The following is a 17,587-nucleotide window of genomic DNA, read 5'->3' as shown; positions in this document are numbered from 1 at the left end:
AGGCTGATGGTTATCGTCGGAACAGGCTTGGCGACACGCTCGCTCTCCTTATGTACGAATGGGTGGGGATCAAATTAGGCAGGTGTCAGGCAGTAATGCTCGATCAGTTCCCGCAATAGACGCACTGTAGGCGTCAAGCGTGACATTTCGAGGTACTCGCCCGGCTGGTGGGCGCAGGCGATATCGCCGGGGCCAAGCACCAGGGTTTCACAACCAAGGCGCTGAAGATAAGGCGCTTCGGTGCCAAACGCTACTGCTTCGGCACGATGACCGGTCAATCGCTCAGCGACCCGTACCAGCTCTGCGTCTTCGGCCTGCTCGAACGGCGGCACTTCGGCGAACAGCGGCGCATAGTCGATCTTCACCTTATGGCGCTCGGCCACGGGTTCGAGCTTCTGCCGGATCGCCGCGCGCAGCACCTGCGGGTCCATGCCAGGCAAGGGCCGCAGGTCGAACTCCAGGGAACACTGGCCACAGATGCGGTTGGGGTTATCGCCACCATGGATGCAGCCGAAATTCAGGGTCGGTTGCGGCACGCTGAACTGTGGGTTGCGGTACTCGCGCTGCCAGGCCAGACGCAGGCCACGCAGTTCGCCGATGGCGTCGTGCATGGCTTCCAGGGCGCTGTGGCCCAGGCTCGGGTCCGACGAATGGCCGCTGCGACCGAGGATGTCGATGCGTTCCATCATCACGCCTTTGTGCAAGCGGATCGGCTTGAGGCCGGTCGGCTCACCAATCACCGCCGCGCGGCCCAACGGACGGCCGGCGGCGGCCAGCGCACGGGCCCCGGACATCGAGCTTTCTTCATCGCAAGTGGCGAGGATCAGCAACGGCTGCTTGAACGGTTGATCCAGCAGCGGCAACACCGCTTCGATGGCCAGTGCGAAAAAGCCCTTCATATCGCAGCTGCCCAGTCCTACCCAGCGGCCGTCGACTTCCGTCAGCTTGAGCGGATCGGTCTTCCACAATGCGGCGTCATACGGGACGGTATCGCTATGACCGGCCAGCACCAGGCCACCAGGGCCTGTGCCGAAGCTGGCAAGCAGATTGAACTTGCCGGGGCTGACGGGCTGGATGTCGATGGCGAAGCCCAGATCGCCCAGCCAACTGGCGAGCAGGTCGATCACCGGACGGTTGCTCTGGTCGAGAGACGCTTGGGTGCAACTGACCGACGGCGTGGCAATCAAGGCGGCGAATTGCTCTTTCATGGACGGTAACGGCATGCGCGGTCTCCCTACTTCCCGGATGAACCTCACTATAAAGGCATCGGTGCGACACAATAAACCGTTGCGGCGCGTTGCCGGGCGCAGTCCTGTACACTGCACGACCTTGGCAGCCTCTCTTTTCCCCGGCTGCGCTCCCGATCCTGGATTTTCCGGCCATGCAGAAAGAAACCGAAATCAAGCTCCGTGTCAGCCGCGAAACGCTCGCCGCGCTGCGTGAGCACCCGCTACTGAAAAAACGCAACAAAAGTGGCTGGGAACGCCGTGAGTTGATGAACCAGTACTTCGACACCCCTGAACGCGACCTGGCCCGCGCCAAAGTCGCCCTGCGCTTGCGCAAGGACGGTGACGACATTATCCAGACCCTCAAGACCCGCGGCCAAAGCGTCGCCGGCTTGTCGGAACGTAACGAATACAACTGGGAATTGCCCAAAGCCAAGCTCGACGTGAAGAAACTCGACGGCGAGTGCTGGCCCGAGGAACTCGCCGAGCTGGACAAAAAGACCCTCAAGCCGATCTTCACCACCGACTTCGTGCGCGAACGCGCCGAAATCGCCTGGGGCCGCGGCAAGGCCAAGGTGGTGATCGAAGCCGCCCTGGACCTGGGCCATGTGGTCGCCGGCAAGCAGAAAGAAGAAATCTGCGAGCTGGAACTGGAACTGCGCGAAGGCGAACCCGCTGCCCTGCTGGAGCTGGCCGCCGAGCTGGCGGCGACCTTGGCACTGATGCCCTGTGACATCAGCAAGGCTGAGCGCGGCTACCGCCTGTATGACGCCAGCAGCTACTCCCTGAGCCTGCCGGCACCGCAGCTGCACGCCGAAATGCCGCTGGACGACGCCTTCGCCGCGATCATGTGGCACCTGCTGGGCAGCAGCCAGCGCCTGGCCGAGCAATACCGTTTCAATGGCCACTGGCGCCTGTTGCAGGACTGGGTCGAAAACCTCGGCGAATTGCGCGCCCTGCTCGGCAGCCTCGGCCAGGCCGCACCGCGTCAATCCACCAGCGAACTGCGCAGCGCACTCGATGCCCTGCTGGAAGACTGGCGCCCGCTGGTCCAGGCCGGTGACGACGATGAAGACATCCGCAAAGCCGCGCCGGAGCAATTCGCCGACGAATTGGCCGACGTGCGCTGGGGCCTGTTCTCACTGAACACCTCCCGCTGGTTGCTGAACCGCACTTGGACCGCCGACCGCAATGTGCGTGGCAACCGCCAGGGTGCTGCGCAAATCACCAACTGGCTGCCACGCCTGTTGGCCGACGATGCCGTCGCCCTGCAGCTGCAGCGTTACCAGCAGCAACCGGAAGACTTGGCCGAGCAACTGCCGCGTATCGAACGCATCCAGGCGTGGCTGCACCATGCGCGTCAGGTGGTGGACATTCCAGAACTGGACCGTCTGTATGGCGAGCTGAACAAGCTGGCGCTGCTGGCCAACCAGCCGATCACCGACGAATCGTTGGATGCACGTATGCATCAAGCGATTGCGGTGTATCAGAACCGCGCCTGGAAGACCCTGTTGCGCCTGTAAATCCATCTGCCTGTAGGGGCGAGCTTGCTCGCGAAAAGCGTCAACGATCACGCGGGTTTCCTGGGTAAACGCGGTGTCTTGGAGTTTTTCGCGAGAGAGCCCGCCCTTATCAAAATTAAAGTAACTTGTTGATTTCAAAGGATTAAAATTTCAGCCTGAAGTTTTGAGTCTTGCATAGCCATTTCAGTCGAGCGCTTTTTTGTGGCCGGCGGGCTTGCTACAGAGGTGCCGTTTGCTGCGCGACAGCGCTACGTCGAAATGGCGCCCGCATCGATGGGCGGGCCGCCGTCCGGTAAAAGCCTGCAATACACGCGGAGAGGAAGATATTCAGGGGCTGGCTAGCCTGGGATTTACCACCGATGCCACCCAGGATTTTTTCATGCCCGTTGACCGACGATTAGAACTACGTCCGCTGTTACCGCCCTTGATCGAGGCCGGGCTGATCAATGGCGACATCGCCCAGCGTTTGGCGAACCTACCGACCGACCCAGACCGGCATCCGTTGGAATGCATCGCCGCCGAAGGCCCTTGCCTGGAAACCCTGACCCAATGGCTTGCCCGGCACGCCGGGCAACCTTACCTGCGCATCGACCCGCTGAAGATCGAGGTGGCGAAGATTGTGCCGCTGATGTCCTATGCGTTCGCCCAACGCCACGCCATCCTTGCGGTCGCCGTGGACGCGCAGACCGTCACCGTCGCCAGCGCCCAGCCTTACGTCACTCGCTGGGAAGCCGGGCTTGCCCAAGTGCTCAAGCGCTCGATCAAACGCGTGGTGGCCAACCCCCAGGACATTGCACGCTGTATCGGCGAGTTCTACCGGCTGGCGAAGTCGGTCAACGGCGCAGAGCAAAAGGCCGTGGCGCCCGGCCAATCCGACCTGCTCAACCTCGGTGCCGGCGATCAAGAGCCGGATGCCAACGACGCGCATATCGTCAATATCGTCGACTGGCTATTGCAGTACGCCTTCGGCCAGCGGGCCAGTGATATTCACGTCGAACCGTGCCGCGAACAGGGCCGTGTACGCTTTCGCATTGACGGGCTGCTGCACGACGTCTATCAGTTTCCACCCCAGGTCACGATGGCGGTGGTCAGCCGCCTGAAAAGCCTGGGCCGCATGAACGTCGCGGAGAAACGCAAACCCCAGGACGGCCGGGTCAAGACCAAAAGCCCCGCGGGGGTGGAAGTCGAGCTGCGCCTTTCAACCTTGCCCACCGCCTTTGGCGAAAAGCTGGTGATGCGGATTTTCGACCCGCAGGTACTGCTCAAGGACTTCGACCAACTGGGTCTGTCCGACGGGGACCAACAACGCTGGCGCGCCATGACTCGCCAAACCAGTGGCATCATTCTGGTCACCGGTCCGACCGGTTCAGGCAAGACCAGCACTCTCTACACCACACTCAAGCAACTGGCGTCCAGGGAGGTCAACCTGTGCACCGTGGAAGACCCGATCGAGATGGTCGAGCCGGCCTTCAACCAGATGCAGGTGCAACACTCTATCGACCTGACCTTTGCCAGAGGCATCCGTGCCCTGCTGCGCCAGGACCCGGACATCATCATGATCGGCGAAATCCGCGACCAGGAAACCGCCGAAATGGCGATCCAGGCCGCACTGACGGGGCACCTGGTGCTGTCGACCCTGCATACCAACGATGCCCCCGGCGCCATCAGTCGCCTGCAAGAACTGGGCATCGCTCATTATTTGATCAAAGCCACCCTGCTAGGCGTGATGGCGCAGCGCCTGGTCAGGCTGCTTTGCCCTGACTGCAAACGCGTGGCGGGGGATGCCCACGAAGCCATCGGGTGCGCGCAGTGCCGACACAGTGGCTACCAGGGCCGTGCCGGGGTCTACGAGATCATGACAGTGGACGAGGACCTCAAGGCGCTGATCACGCCTGGCGCCGACGTACAGGCCCTGCGCCGCACGGCCATTGCCCGTGGCATGTGCAGCCTGCGCATGGCAGGCCTGCAAAAGGTCAAGGCGGGGTTGACCACGGTGGCAGAAGTATTACGGGTCACGCCTGGGGATTCAGATACAAATCCTTTGTCAGTTGGGCGGTGAAACATCGGAGACAACACCGCTACAATCGGCCAAATGTCGTTTTACTTAGACCTTCAGATAGGGAATCGCTATGCAGATCGGAACCGTACTGCTTCTTTTCGTGGGCTTGGCCATCGCCATCCTCTTCATGGGTTTCAAGGTCGTGCCCCAGGGTTACCAATGGACGGTCGAGCGCTTCGGCCGCTACACCAACACCCTCAAGCCAGGCCTGAACATCATCATCCCCGTCATGGACCGGATCGGTCGCAAGATCAACGTGATGGAAAGCGTGCTGGATATCCCGCCGCAGGAAGTGATCACCGCCGACAACGCCACCGTGCAGATCGACGCAGTGTGTTTCTTCCAGGTGGTCAATACCGCGCAAGCCGCCTATGAGGTCAACAACCTCGAGCACGCCATCCGCAACCTGCTGCAAACCAATATCCGTACCGTGCTCGGCTCCATGGAGCTGGACGCCATGCTCAGCCAACGCGACGGCATCAACGAAAAACTGCTGAAAACCGTCGACGAAGCCACCGCACCCTGGGGCATCAAGATCACCCGTATCGAAATCAAGGACATCAGCCCGCCCGCCGATTTGATGGCCGCCATGTCCGGCCAGATGAAAGCCGAGCGGATCAAGCGAGCGCAAATCCTCGAAGCCGAAGGTCTGCGCGCCTCGGCAATCCTGACTGCCGAAGGCAAGAAGCAGGCGCAGATCCTTGAAGCCGAAGGTAGCCGTCAGGCGGCTTTCCTGGAGTCCGAGGCCCGCGAGCGTCAGGCCGAAGCCGAAGCCCGCGCCACTCAGGTGGTGTCGGAAGCGATCGCGTCGGGCAACGTGCAGGCGGTCAACTATTTCGTCGCCCAAAAATACATCGACGCCCTGGGCAAGCTGGCTTCGGCCAACAACAGCAAGGTCATCCTGATGCCGCTGGAAGCCAGCCAGGTGATCGGCGCCGTCGGCGGTATCGGCGAGATCGTCAAGGCCACGTTCGATAGCAAGAAAGGCTGAGGCCACCATCATGTGGGATTTCCTGCAGCACTTGTCATTCTGGGATTGGCTGGCACTGGGCACGGTGCTGTTGATACTTGAGGTCTTCGGCGCCGGTGGTTACCTGCTGTGGATGGGTATCGCAGCGGCCGCCGTAGGCGTGATCAAGTTTCTGGTCCCGCACCTGGGAATGGAATGGCAGCTGCTGCTGTTTGCCGTGCTGTCGATACTGACCGCGGTGTATTGGTGGAAGCGCCAACGCAGCAGTGCCAAAACCAGTGACCAACCGGGGCTGAACGAACGGGGCTCGGAGCTGATCGGCCGCACGTTTGTGGTCCATCAGGCGATTGTCGATGGCCGAGGGAAGGTAAAAGTCGGGGATGGCGTATGGATGGTAACCGGTCCGGACAGCCCTGTAGGCGCTCATGTAAGGGTGGTTGCTCAGGAAGGTGCCGTGCTGAAGGTTGAAACTGTTTAGTCAGCGATGGAACTCGGCTGGGCTAACGACAATCATAATGAACAGATACCCCACCCGGAGTCACCCATCATGCGTCTCAAATATGCTGTCGTAACCCTCGCCGTGCTTTCTCTCCCTGTCGGCTCAGCCATGGCCGACAGCTTCTGGCGCAATGTCATTTCGTCGGGTGCCACTACCGGCTCGACGTACCTGACCTTCAAGGACCACAAGCTGGTAGTCGCCGCTCAAGACGACGCCGGCAGCTTTGTCGCCAGCGACGGCGGCATCCGCGGCCCGTACCTGGAAGCGGCCATGCAGAAAGTCCGCGCCGACAATCCTGGCCTGCAAGCCACGGATATGGAACTGGCCAACGCCATCCTTGCGAAAAACGCTGTCACCGAGTGATACGCCCACTCTGAAGAATGCCGCTCTCGAAGCGGCATTTTTTTGTCTGCATGCTGACGATTCATTCACAGGCGACAGGCTATATTCAGTAGAACCGTGCAACCATGCCGGTACTGATACCTTGCTTACTCATCGCCAATCTGAAACGGATGCCTTCGTCGTTATGAGCCAACAGCCCTTTCTGCCGTTTTCCAAACCTACCATCGACGAAGCCACCATTGCGGCGGTCGGCGATGTACTGCGCTCGGGCTGGATCACCAGCGGGCCCAAAGTGCAGGCATTCGAGGCGCAGTTGTCGGAATATTTCGGCGGCCGACCGGTGCGGACTTTCAACTCGGGCACCTGCACCATGGAGATTGCCTTGCGCATTGCCGGTATCGGGCCGGGCGATGAAGTCATCACCACGCCGATCTCCTGGGTCGCCACGGCCAACGTGATCCTGGAAGTGGGTGCCACGCCGGTGTTCGCCGATATCGATCCGGTCACCCGCAATATCGATCTGGCCCAAGTGGAGGCCGCGATCACTCCACGCACCAAGGCAATCATTCCGGTCTACCTGGCGGGCCTGCCCGTGGATATGCCGATGCTGTATGCGCTGGCCAACAAGTACAACCTGCGCATCGTCGAAGACGCCGCACAAGCGTTGGGTTCCAGCTGGGACGGTGAACGCATCGGCTCCACCGGTGATTTTGTGTCGTTCAGCTTTCAGGCCAACAAGAACATCACCTCATCCGAAGGCGGTTGCCTGGTGCTGAACGATGCCGAAGAGGCGCGCCTGGCGGAAAAATACCGCCTGCAGGGCGTGACCCGTACCGGCTTCGACGGCCTGGACGTGGATGTACTGGGCGGCAAGTTCAACATGACCGATATTGCCGCCGCCATCGGCCTGGGGCAGTTTGCCCACATCGAGCAAATCACTGCCCACCGCCGCAGCCTGGCACAGCACTACTTCAAGTGCTTCGGCAGCGATTTCGAAGAGAAGTACGGTGCGCAACTGCCGCCGGCGGATTTCGAAAACAGCAACTGGCACCTGTTCCAGCTGGTACTGCCGGAGCGTCAGGACGGCCTGCCCGCCCGCGCCACCTTCATGGAGCAGATGCAGGCCCGCGGCGTAGGCATTGGCTACCACTACCCACCGATCCACCTGCTGAGCCTGTATCGGGCGCAGGGGTTCAAGGAAGGCATGTTCCCGGTAGCGGAGAAGGTGGGGCGCTTGATCGTGTCGTTGCCGATGTTTACGGCGATGACGCTAGCGGATGTCGAACGGTCGGTCGCAGCGGTAAAAGCAGTGTTGCAACGCTGAAAGCGTATTGCAGGAGCCGGATGCCCGGCTCCTGCAGCAGGATCACTCGCCGATGGCGGCTTTGTAGCCGGCAGCATCCAACAGCTTGTCCAGGTCAGCCGGGTTAGCCGGCTTGAGCTTGAAGATCCAGGCGCCATAAGGGTCGGAGTTCAACAGCTCAGGGCTTGCGCTCAGTTCCTCGTTGACTGCAATGACCTCACCAGCCACCGGGGCGTAGATATCCGAAGCGGCTTTCACCGATTCGACTACGCCAGCCTGGCCTTCGGCGGCAAATTCAGCCCCCACTTCGGCCAACTCAACAAACACCACATCACCCAAGGCTTCCTGGGCATGATCGGAGATACCGACGGTCACGGTGCCGTCTGCTTCCAGGCGGGCCCATTCATGACTTACGGCAAAACGCAGGTCGGCCGGGATATTGCTCATAGTCTGTGTCCTCAAGAAGAAATGTCAGCGGCCTTTGGCCTGCCATAAATAGTTAGATCAAGGTTTTGCCATGGCGCACGAAGGTCGGTTTGACCACTCGAACCGGGTACCACTTGCCGCGGATTTCCACTTCGGCCCGGTCGGCAGTCGCCGACGGTACACGCGCCAAGGCAATGGATTTGCTCAGCGTAGGAGAGAAACTACCACTGGTGATCTCCCCTTCGCCAACATTGGCGATACGAACCACCTGATGCGCGCGTAAAACCCCGCGTTCTTCCAGCACCAACCCCACCAGTTTGGACTGCACGCCCGCCGCCAACTCGGCTTCCAGCGCCGCACGGCCGATGAAGTTGCGTCCGGCAGGCTCCCAGGCAATGCTCCAGGCCATGTTGGCTGCCAGCGGCGAGACATCCTCGCGGATATCCTGGCCGTACAGGTTCATGCCGGCCTCCAGGCGCAAGGTATCGCGGGCGCCGAGGCCGATGGGTGAAATACCCGCGCCCACCAGGTCGTTGAAAAAACCCGGAGCCTGGTCGGCAGGCAGGATAATTTCCAGGCCATCTTCACCGGTGTAGCCGGTCCGGGCAATGAACCAGTCGCCGTCGGCCTGGCCTTCAAAAGGCTTGAGCTGGTGAATAAGCGTGGCACGAGACTGGGTGACCAGCTCGGCAATTTTCTGCCGCGCGTGAGGGCCTTGAATCGCCAACATGGCCAGCTCGGGCCGTTCAAGCAGTTGCACCTGATAGTCACCCAGTTGCGCCTGCATCCAGGCCATGTCCTGGTCACGGGTGGCGGCATTGACCACCAGCCGGTAACCGGTTTCGGTACGGTAGACGATCATGTCGTCCACCACGCCGCCCTGCTCGTTGAGCATGGCGCTGTATAACGCACGGCCGCAGCCATCCAAACGGTCGACGTCATTGGCCAGCAGGTGCTGGAGCCATTCCTTGGCCTGGGGGCCTGAGATATCGATCACGGTCATATGAGATACATCGAACACCCCGCAGTCGCGTCGCACCTGATGGTGCTCTTCAACTTGCGAGCCGTAGTGCAGAGGCATATCCCAACCGCCAAAATCGACCATTTTCGCGCCGAGGGCGAGATGCAGGTCATACAGAGGCGTACGCTGTCCCATGGGTTTCTCCTTCCGGGCTTGGCGAAGGTGCGCAGGGTTGCCGGTCGTACTGAATACCTTGAATTACAAGGCCTGCAGCGACGCACAGCGACTCGATCCGAAAGACGGACCGCACCGAATGCCGCGCATTGTAGCCTCAAGCTGTAGGACTGGCACCTAGCCGATTTGACGGGCAGAGCGTCGGATCAGCCCGACGACCGGCAGCAGGCCCACCAACACCAGGGTCAAGGCCGGTAATGATGCTCGTGCCCATTCCCCCTCGCTGGTCATTTCAAAAATCCGCACCGCCAGGGTGTCCCAGCCAAACGGGCGCATCAGCAAGGTCGCGGGCATTTCCTTGAGCACATCGACGAACACCAGCAGCGCAGCGCTCAACGTCCCGGGCAGTAATAACGGCAGATACACTTTGCAAAACAGTCGTGGACCACTCACTCCAAGACTGCGTGCCGCTTCCGGCAAGGAGGGGCGGATGCGCGCCAGGCTGTTTTCCAGCGGCCCATAGGCCACGGCCAGGAAACGCACCAGGTACGCCAGCACCAGCGCCGACAGGCTGCCCAACAGCAAGGGTTTGCCCGCACCGCCGAGCCAGCCGGACAGCGGCACCACCAGTTCCCGGTCGAGATAGCTGAATGCCAACATGATCGACACCGCCAGCACCGAGCCCGGCAAGGCGTACCCGACGTTGGCCAGGCTGATGCCGGAGCGAATCGTCCGGGTAGGTGCCAGGCGGTTGGCGAAGGCCAGCAGCAGCGCCACGCTGACGGTGATCAGGGCCGCGATGCCGCCCAGGTAGAGGGTGTGGACGATCAGGCCCGAATAGCGCTCATCCAGGTCGAACCGCCCGCGCTGCCAGAACCAGGCGAGCAGTTGCAGCATCGGAATGACAAAGGCACAGGCAAATACCAATCCACACCAACCGCTGGCCGCCGCGGCCTTGAAGCCGCGCAGGTGATACAGGGCCTTGCCTCGCGGTCGTTCGTTGCTGGGTCGGCTGGCGCCCCGGGCGCGCCGTTCGCCGTACAGCACCAGCATCACCACCAGCAGCAACAGGCTGGCCAACTGCGCCGCGCTGGACAGGCTGAAGAAGCCATACCAGGTCTTGTAGATGGCGGTGGTGAAAGTATCGAAATTGAACACCGATACGGCGCCGAAATCCGCCAGGGTTTCCATCAACGCCAGGGCCACGCCCGCGCCAATCGCCGGTCGCGCCATGGGCAACGCCACGCGCCAGAATGCTTGCCAGGGCGACTGTCCCAGCACCCGCGCGGCTTCCATCAAGCCTTTGCCCTGGGACAGGAACGCGGCGCGTGCCAGCAGGTAGACATAGGGATAGAACACCAGCACCAACACGATGATCACGCCGCCAGTGGAGCGCACCCGTGGCAAGCGCAGCCCTGAGCCGAACCCGTCCCGTAGCAGGGTTTGCACCGGGCCGGCGAAATCCAGCAGCCCCACGAATACAAAGGCCAGCACATAGGCAGGGATCGCGAAGGGCAGCATCAGCGCCCAGTCGAGCCAGCGCCGTCCGGGGAACTCACAGAGGCTGGTCAGCCAGGCCAGGCTCACGCCCAGCAGCGTGACGCCGATACCGACGCCCAGCACCAGGGTCAGGGTGTTACCCAGCAGGCGCGGCATCTGGGTGTCCCAGAGGTGGGACCAGATTTGCACGTCGATGCTTTGCCAGGACAGCACCAGCACGCTCAGCGGCAGCAAAACCAGGGCGGCGACGGTGAAGACCGGCAGGTACCAACGACGTTGCGCGGGGTGGGCCAAGAGCAAGTTCCCAGGGAGTGGATGATCTACAGACAGACACAAAACAATGTGGGAGAGGGCTTGCTCCCGATGGAACCGTGCCAGTCACCCCATCAGTGACTGACCGACCGCCATCGGGAGCAAGCCCCCTCCCACATTTACATTCAGTTCCAGCCGGCCCGATCCATCAAGCGGATTGCCTCGGCCTGGCGCTTGCCCGCCACTTCCACCGGCAAGGTATCGGCTACGAACTTGCCCCAGCTCGCCACTTCAGCCGATGGCGGTACCGCCGGGTTGGCCGGGAATTCCTGGTTCACATCGGCAAAGATCTTCTGCGCCTCGGGCGTGGTCATCCATTCCACCAGTGCCTTGGCGGCTTGCGGGTGCGGTGCGTGTTGGGTCAGGCCGATACCCGACAGGTTCACATGCACGCCACGGTCGCCCTGGTTCGGCCAGAACAGCTTCACCGCCAGGTCCGGCTTCTGCTTGTGCAGGCGGCCGTAGTAGTACGTGTTGACGATACCCACGTCGCATTGCCCGGCGTTGATCGCTTCCAGGACAGCAATGTCGTCGGAGAACACATCGGTGGACAGGTTGCTGACCCAGCCCTTGACGATGGCTTCGGTCTTGGCCTCGCCATGGGTCTCGATCAGGGTGGCGGTCAGCGACTGGTTGTAGACCTTTTTCGCTGTGCGCAGGCACAGACGGCCTTCCCATTGTTTGTCGGCCAGGGCTTCGTAGGTGGTCAGCTCACCCGGTTTTACCCGGTCGGTGGAATAGGCGATGGTCCGCGCACGCAGGCTCAAGCCGGTCCAGGCGTGCTTGGAAGAGCGGTATTGCAGAGGGATGTTCTTGTCGATCACGTCAGAGGTGAACGGTTGCAGGATGCCCATCTGCTCGGCCTGCCAGAGATTGCCGGCATCCACGGTGAGCAGCAGGTCGGCGGTAGCGTTTTCGCCCTCGGCCTTGATGCGCTGCATCAGCGGGGCTTCCTTGTCGGTGATGAACTTCACCTGTACGCCGGTCTTCTGGGTGTAGGCGTCGAACACCGGCTTGATCAGTTCATCGATGCGCGAGGAGTAGACCACGACTTCGTCGGCCGCCTGCACGGTGGTGGTGCCGATCAGGGTGAGTGCCAGGGCAGTCAGAAGGCGTTTGGATGCCGACATGGGTGCGGTCTCTCAGATGCAAATTGAAGGCAAATGATAGGGACTCACATTTAGCATCTCAATCAAACACTCAGCAGAGGCGTTACCAGATGTTGCAAACCGCCCTCCCGGTAGGAGCGAGCTTGCTCGCGAAGACCGTCAACGATAACGCTTGTCCGACTGGATAAACGCGGTGTCATTGCGTTTTTCGCGAGCAAGCTCGCTCCTACAGGAGGGTTGTGTTTCAGAGTTTGGCCAGTTCCGGCAAGTCGCCCGTCAGGCCGAGGGCCTGGCGAACGAAGACGGCCTTCGCTTCGGGCATCTGGTCGACCAGCTTCAAGCCCGCATTGCGCAACCAGCGCAATGGCAGTTGATCGGCCTGGAACAAGCGCTCGAAGCCCTCCATCGCCGCCATCAGCGCCAGGTTATGCGGCATGCGCCGGCGCTCGTAACGGCTCAGCACTTTCAAGTCCGCCAGGCGCTCGCCACGCTCGGTCGCCGACAACAGCACCTCGGCCAGCACCGCAGCGTCGAGAAAGCCCAGGTTCACGCCCTGCCCCGCCAATGGATGGATCACGTGGGCGGCATCGCCGATCAGTGCCAGCCCCTCGGCCACATAGCGCTTGGCGTGGCGCTGGCGCAAGGGCACGCAAACGCGCGGGTCAGCGCTGACCACGGTGCCCAGGCGCCCCTCGAACGCACGCTCCAGCTCACGGCAGAAGCGCTCATCGTCCAGCGCCATCAGGCGTGCGGATTCAGCCGGCGTGGTCGACCAGACGATCGAACACCAATCCTCCTGGCCATCGCGCACCAGCGGCAAAAACGCCAGCGGGCCGGTGTCGGTAAAGCGTTGCCACGCAGTACGCTGGTGCGGCTGGCTGCTGCGCACGCTGGTGACGATGGCGTTATGCAGATAATCCCATTCACGCGTTGCGGTGCCGGTCAGGCGGCGCACAGCGGAGTTGGCGCCATCGGCGGCGACCACCAGCGGCGCGCGCAGCGTGCGGCCATCGGCCAGGGTCAGCAGCCAGTCATCGCCGGAGCGGCGCATCTGCTCCAGGCGCGCATTGGCCAAAAGGCCCAGGTCGCAGTCGTGCAGGCGGTCGAGCAAGGCATCCTGGACCACGCGGTTCTCGACGATATGCCCCAGCACCTCGGCATGCACGCTGGCCGCCGAAAAGTGGATCTGCCCGGTGCCGCTGCCATCCCACACTTGCATTTCGCCGTAAGGGCTGGCGCGCCGTGCGACGATGCCGTCCCACACACCCAGGCGCTCCAGGATGCGCTGGCTGGCGGCCGACAAGGCGCTCACCCGTGGCTCGAAGGCGGCCTCGGGGTCGAACGGCTTGACGCTGAGCGCGCTGCCGTCGAGCAGCAGCACCTGCAGGCCACTGCCCTGCAACGCCAGCGCCAGGGCGCTTCCGACCATTCCGGCCCCGACAATCAGCACATCTGCGCGCATGTCCATGCTTTAAGCCTGTCTCGCTGGCGGCTTGCGCCGCACGTAAAGGGTTTTGTCGACGCGCGCCACCAAGGTGCCGGAGCCGTCATGAATCTGGACCTCGAGGTGGGGCAAATACTTCTCGCCGCCTGCGGTCTGGCGACGTACCTCATCGAGCAAGGCGTCGTCGATGGAAAATTCGGCGTACACCGGGCCCTTGCCCGGCGAGACGAAATCGATGCTGGCGGCCTTGTCCCAGACGATGTAGTCGCGGCCCAGGTTCTCCATCAGCATCAACATGTAGAACGGGTCGACCATCGAATACAGGCTACCGCCGAATTGCGTGCCGACGTAATTGCGGTTGTACCAGCCCAGGCCCATGCGCACTTTGACATGGCGAAAATCAGCGCTCATGTGCTGTACGCGGATGCCCGCGCCCAGATACGGCGGGTACAGGGTCATGATCCAACGCAACAACCGCGCCTTGCCCAGACGCTCGATCAACCCTTTACGCATCGGGACGCGTGCCCAGGCCCATGGCCTGACGGGCGAACCAGCGCTTGGCCGGCGGTAACAGGTCCAGGCCCAGCAAGCCCATGTTGCGGCCCAACGCCACCAGCGGTTGGGCACTGCCGAACAGCCGCGTGACCTGGTCGGAAAAACCCACGGTCAGCTTCTGATCCATCCGCTGACGCTCGCGATAGTCTTGCAGGGTCGCCAGGTCACCGGGTACCGCAGGCCCGGCCAACAAGGCCTCGGCCAAGGCACTCGCATCGCGCAGGGACAGGTTGAAGCCCTGCCCGGCAATCGGGTGCAGGCTGTGGGCGGCGTTGCCGAGGATCACCAGGTGCGAGCGCACTTGCTCTTCGGCTTCCACCAGATTCAACGGATACAGATGACGGGCGCCCACTTGCTTCAAGGTGCCCAGGCGATAGCCGAACACGCCCTGCAATTCACTCAAGAAGCTGCGCTCGTCGAGTGCGGCCAGGCGCTGGGCGTCCATGCCGGCGCGGGTCCAGACCAGCGCGCAGCGGTTGTCCGGCAGCGGCAGCAAGGCCATCGGCCCGTCGTCGGTGAAGCGCTCGAAGGCTTCGCCATTGTGGGCTTCGCTGGGGGTGATGTTGGCGATCAGCGCGCTCTGGTTGTAGGGCCGGGTTTTCACGCCGATGCCCAGTTGCTCGCGCAAACCGGAACGGCCGCCATCGGCCAGCACCGCGAGGTCACACTCCAGCACGGTTTCGTCGTTGAGGGTCAGGCGATAACCATCCGGCAGCGGTTCCATGCGCGTGACTTCCGCCGGGCAACGCCAACTGACCACGTCGCGATCCAAACCCTGCCACAGACATTGGCCGAGCCAGGCGTTTTCGACCACATAACCGAGGGCCGGCACGCCTTCTTCCATGGCCGAAAGACGTGCGGTGGAGAAACGCCCACGGTCCGACACATGGATCTGCTTGATCGGCTCGGCACGGCGGGAAATGTCCTGCCAGATGCCCAGCCGCTGATAAATCTGACGAGCCCCATAGGACAACGCAGACGACCGCGCATCGTAGCTCGGCTGGTAGCTGTCGCCCGGAGCGAACGGTTCGATCAGGACAATCTTCCAGCCCCGCGCCTTGGCGCCGGCCTGCAACGCCAACGCGAGGCTGGCACCCACCAGGCCGCCGCCGATAATCGCCAGGTTGACCCGGCTCATCGGGCTGCCGCCATCAACGCTTCAATCTCGGCGACCGCCTTGGGCACGCCGCCGGTCAGGATTTCACAGCCTTGCTTGGTCACCACCACGTCGTCCTCGATGCGTACGCCAATGCCACGCCATTTCTTTGCCACGTTCTGGTTATCCGGCGAAATATAAATCCCCGGTTCCACGGTCAACGCCATGCCGACTTCCAGCACGCGCCATTCACCGCCCACTTTGTACTCGCCCACATCATGCACATCCATCCCCAGCCAATGGCCGGCGCGGTGCATATAGAAAGGCTTGTAGGCTTCGCTGGCGATCAACTCGTCAACGTCGCCCTGCAACAACCCCAGCCTGACCAGCCCGGCGGTGATCACCTGGACGGTCGCCTCGTGGGCCTGGTTCCAATGCTTGTTCGGCGCGATCTGGGCAAACGCGGCTTCCTGGGAGGCCAGTACGATTTCGTAGATCGCCTTCTGTTCCGGCGAAAACTTGCCGTTGACCGGCCAGGTGCGAGTGATATCGCTGGCATAGCAGTCGATCTCGCAACCGGCGTCGATCAGCACCAGGTCGCCGTCCTTGAGCAACGCGTCATTCTGCTGGTAATGCAGGATGCAGCTGTTGCGTCCGGCCGCGACGATTGAGCCATAGGCCGGCATCTTCGCGCCGCCCTTGCGAAACTCGTAATCCAGCTCGGCTTCCAGGCTGAACTCATGCAAACCGGCGCGACTGGCCTGCATCGCGCGGACATGAGCCGCGCAGGAAATGCGCGCAGCCTCGCGCATCACCTTCACTTCCGCCGCCGATTTATACAGGCGCATGTCGTGGAGCAGATGATCCAGGGCAACGAATTCGTTCGGTGGCTGGGCGCCCAGGTGCGCTTTGGAACGGATGACGTTGATCCACTCCATCAAGTGCCGGTCGAATTCGGCATTGCTGCCCATGGCCGAATACACCCGGTCGCGGCCTTCGATCAGGCCGGGCAGGATGTCGTCGATATCGGTGATGGGAAAGGCATCGTCGGCGCCAAAGTCACGCACGGCGCCTTCGGTACCGGCGCGCAGGCCGTCCCACAGTTCGCGCTCGGCATTGCGCTCGCGGCAGAACAGCACGTATTCGCCGTGCTGGCGACCGGGCATCAGCACGATCACCGCTTCGGGCTCGGGGAAGCCGCTCAGGTACTGGAAGTCGCTGTCCTGGCGGTAGACATGCTCGACATCGCGATTGCGGATCGCCACGGCGGCGGCCGGCAGAATGGCGATGCTGTTGGGGACCATCTGCGCCATGAGCGCCTTGCGGCGCCGGATGTATTCCGCTTTCGGGATATGGATCATGGGCAGATGGGCTTCCTTTCTGGGTGCAGTGACGGCCTTAGTGCAACGACGGCTTGGCCGCGACCGGCTCAGCAGACTTCTTGGTCTCGGTGAACAGCAGCAGCGGCGCGACGCGCAGGTATTCCATGACTTCCATGTAGTCGCCTTCGCCGTCTTCGGATTCTTCCAGGGCATCTTGCACCTGGGAGATGGCCGCGAGGTCCTGCAGTACTTCCTTGGCGTCGTCACTCAGTTCCAGGCCGCCGGCATTCACGCCAAAGCCATGGAGGAAGCCCTGGCACCATTGACCCAGCGCAGCGGCACGCTCGGCGAGCGGCGCATCATCGGTCGGCAGCAGCAGGACCACGGTGACGTCATCACCGGTCAGCTCGCCCTTGACCATTTCCTGCAGGCCGATCAGTGCATTACGCACGCTGTCTTCTGGCTCTTTTTCCAGCAGCTCAGCCACATCGGCCAGCCAGTTGTCGGCATCGAAACCAACGCCGGTGCAACTGCGGCCCAAAAGCACGCCGTGCAGTTCGGCAGGTGAGCAAGGATGACCGCTGGTGCTCAGCAGTGTGGAAAAAGCATCGTACGGGGAATTTGGATTGGGCATGGTGAGCTAGGCGCCAGACGGCGCAATGTCTAGAATGGAGCGCTGTATCCTAGCACCGGCAGACGTACCAAGACTATCAAGGGCGTCAGATCGTTTATCCTGCAGTTGCCATTCATCAGACAAATCCAGTGG

Annotated in this window: 16 protein-coding genes; 6 read left to right on the top strand and 10 right to left on the bottom strand. The window is 62.1% G+C overall.

Features of this window, described 5'->3' with window-relative positions:
* Positions 1-74: 74 nt before the first annotated feature.
* Entirely contained in the window at positions 75-1,223 is a 1,149-nt protein-coding gene (gene argE, locus BLR63_RS23910; RefSeq protein ID WP_010564475.1) for an acetylornithine deacetylase, read from the bottom strand.
* Between the two features lie 158 nt (positions 1,224-1,381).
* Here argE and BLR63_RS23905 point away from each other — a divergent pair, with 158 nt between their 5' ends.
* From BLR63_RS23905 to BLR63_RS23880, 6 genes are all read left to right on the top strand, one after another.
* On the top strand, positions 1,382-2,749 hold the full coding sequence (locus tag BLR63_RS23905) for a CYTH domain-containing protein (protein ID WP_010564476.1): 1,368 nt from the start codon (positions 1,382-1,384) through the stop codon (positions 2,747-2,749).
* A 379-nt stretch (positions 2,750-3,128) separates the two neighbouring features.
* Positions 3,129-4,808, top strand: coding sequence for a GspE/PulE family protein (locus tag BLR63_RS23900; protein WP_010564477.1), 1,680 nt, complete (start codon positions 3,129-3,131; stop codon positions 4,806-4,808).
* A gap of 70 nt (positions 4,809-4,878) precedes the next feature.
* On the top strand, positions 4,879-5,799 hold the full coding sequence (locus BLR63_RS23895) for an SPFH domain-containing protein (RefSeq protein ID WP_010564478.1): 921 nt from the start codon (positions 4,879-4,881) through the stop codon (positions 5,797-5,799).
* Positions 5,800-5,809: 10 nt separating this feature from the next.
* Positions 5,810-6,256, top strand: coding sequence for an NfeD family protein (locus BLR63_RS23890; RefSeq protein ID WP_010564479.1), 447 nt, complete (start codon positions 5,810-5,812; stop codon positions 6,254-6,256).
* A gap of 69 nt (positions 6,257-6,325) precedes the next feature.
* Positions 6,326-6,640, top strand: a complete 315-nt coding sequence (locus BLR63_RS23885) for a DUF2388 domain-containing protein (RefSeq protein WP_010564480.1) — start codon at positions 6,326-6,328, stop codon at positions 6,638-6,640.
* A 163-nt stretch (positions 6,641-6,803) separates the two neighbouring features.
* Entirely contained in the window at positions 6,804-7,943 is a 1,140-nt protein-coding gene (locus tag BLR63_RS23880) for a DegT/DnrJ/EryC1/StrS family aminotransferase (RefSeq protein ID WP_010564481.1), read from the top strand.
* Positions 7,944-7,985: 42 nt separating this feature from the next.
* On the opposite strand, the gene gcvH is transcribed toward BLR63_RS23880, so the two are convergent.
* From gcvH to BLR63_RS23835, 9 genes are all read right to left on the bottom strand, one after another.
* Positions 7,986-8,369 carry a glycine cleavage system protein GcvH gene (gene gcvH, locus BLR63_RS23875; RefSeq protein WP_010564482.1) on the bottom strand — a complete coding sequence of 128 codons (384 nt, stop codon included), beginning with the start codon at positions 8,367-8,369 and terminating at the stop codon, positions 7,986-7,988.
* Between the two features lie 52 nt (positions 8,370-8,421).
* Positions 8,422-9,504 (bottom strand): glycine cleavage system aminomethyltransferase GcvT, encoded by a 1,083-nt coding sequence (gene gcvT, locus BLR63_RS23870; protein WP_010564483.1) that lies wholly within the window; start codon positions 9,502-9,504, stop codon positions 8,422-8,424.
* A 156-nt stretch (positions 9,505-9,660) separates the two neighbouring features.
* Complete coding sequence (locus BLR63_RS23865) at positions 9,661-11,277, bottom strand: ABC transporter permease (protein ID WP_010564484.1); 1,617 nt, start codon at positions 11,275-11,277, stop codon at positions 9,661-9,663.
* Between the two features lie 143 nt (positions 11,278-11,420).
* Positions 11,421-12,425 carry an extracellular solute-binding protein gene (locus BLR63_RS23860; RefSeq protein WP_010564485.1) on the bottom strand — a complete coding sequence of 335 codons (1,005 nt, stop codon included), beginning with the start codon at positions 12,423-12,425 and terminating at the stop codon, positions 11,421-11,423.
* Positions 12,426-12,648: 223 nt separating this feature from the next.
* Positions 12,649-13,866, bottom strand: a complete 1,218-nt coding sequence (locus BLR63_RS23855) for a 2-octaprenyl-3-methyl-6-methoxy-1,4-benzoquinol hydroxylase (RefSeq protein WP_162830761.1) — start codon at positions 13,864-13,866, stop codon at positions 12,649-12,651.
* Positions 13,867-13,875: 9 nt separating this feature from the next.
* Complete coding sequence (locus BLR63_RS23850; protein WP_010564487.1) at positions 13,876-14,361, bottom strand: DUF4442 domain-containing protein; 486 nt, start codon at positions 14,359-14,361, stop codon at positions 13,876-13,878.
* On the bottom strand, positions 14,354-15,541 hold the full coding sequence (gene ubiH / locus BLR63_RS23845; protein ID WP_010564488.1) for a 2-octaprenyl-6-methoxyphenyl hydroxylase: 1,188 nt from the start codon (positions 15,539-15,541) through the stop codon (positions 14,354-14,356). The genes BLR63_RS23850 and ubiH overlap by 8 nt, the downstream gene beginning before the upstream one ends.
* A complete protein-coding gene (gene pepP, locus BLR63_RS23840) occupies positions 15,538-16,860 on the bottom strand; it encodes a Xaa-Pro aminopeptidase (protein ID WP_010564489.1) in 1,323 nt (440 codons plus the stop codon). The genes ubiH and pepP overlap by 4 nt, the downstream gene beginning before the upstream one ends.
* Positions 16,861-16,897: 37 nt before the next feature.
* A complete protein-coding gene (locus BLR63_RS23835) occupies positions 16,898-17,455 on the bottom strand; it encodes a YecA/YgfB family protein (protein ID WP_010564490.1) in 558 nt (185 codons plus the stop codon).
* Positions 17,456-17,587: the final 132 nt, after the last annotated feature.

The organism is Pseudomonas extremaustralis (assembly GCF_900102035.1).
GTDB classification, from domain to species: domain Bacteria; phylum Pseudomonadota; class Gammaproteobacteria; order Pseudomonadales; family Pseudomonadaceae; genus Aquipseudomonas; species Aquipseudomonas extremaustralis.
The sequence above is the reverse complement of the archived record's forward strand: the minus strand, read 5'-3'. Positions and strand labels throughout refer to the sequence as shown.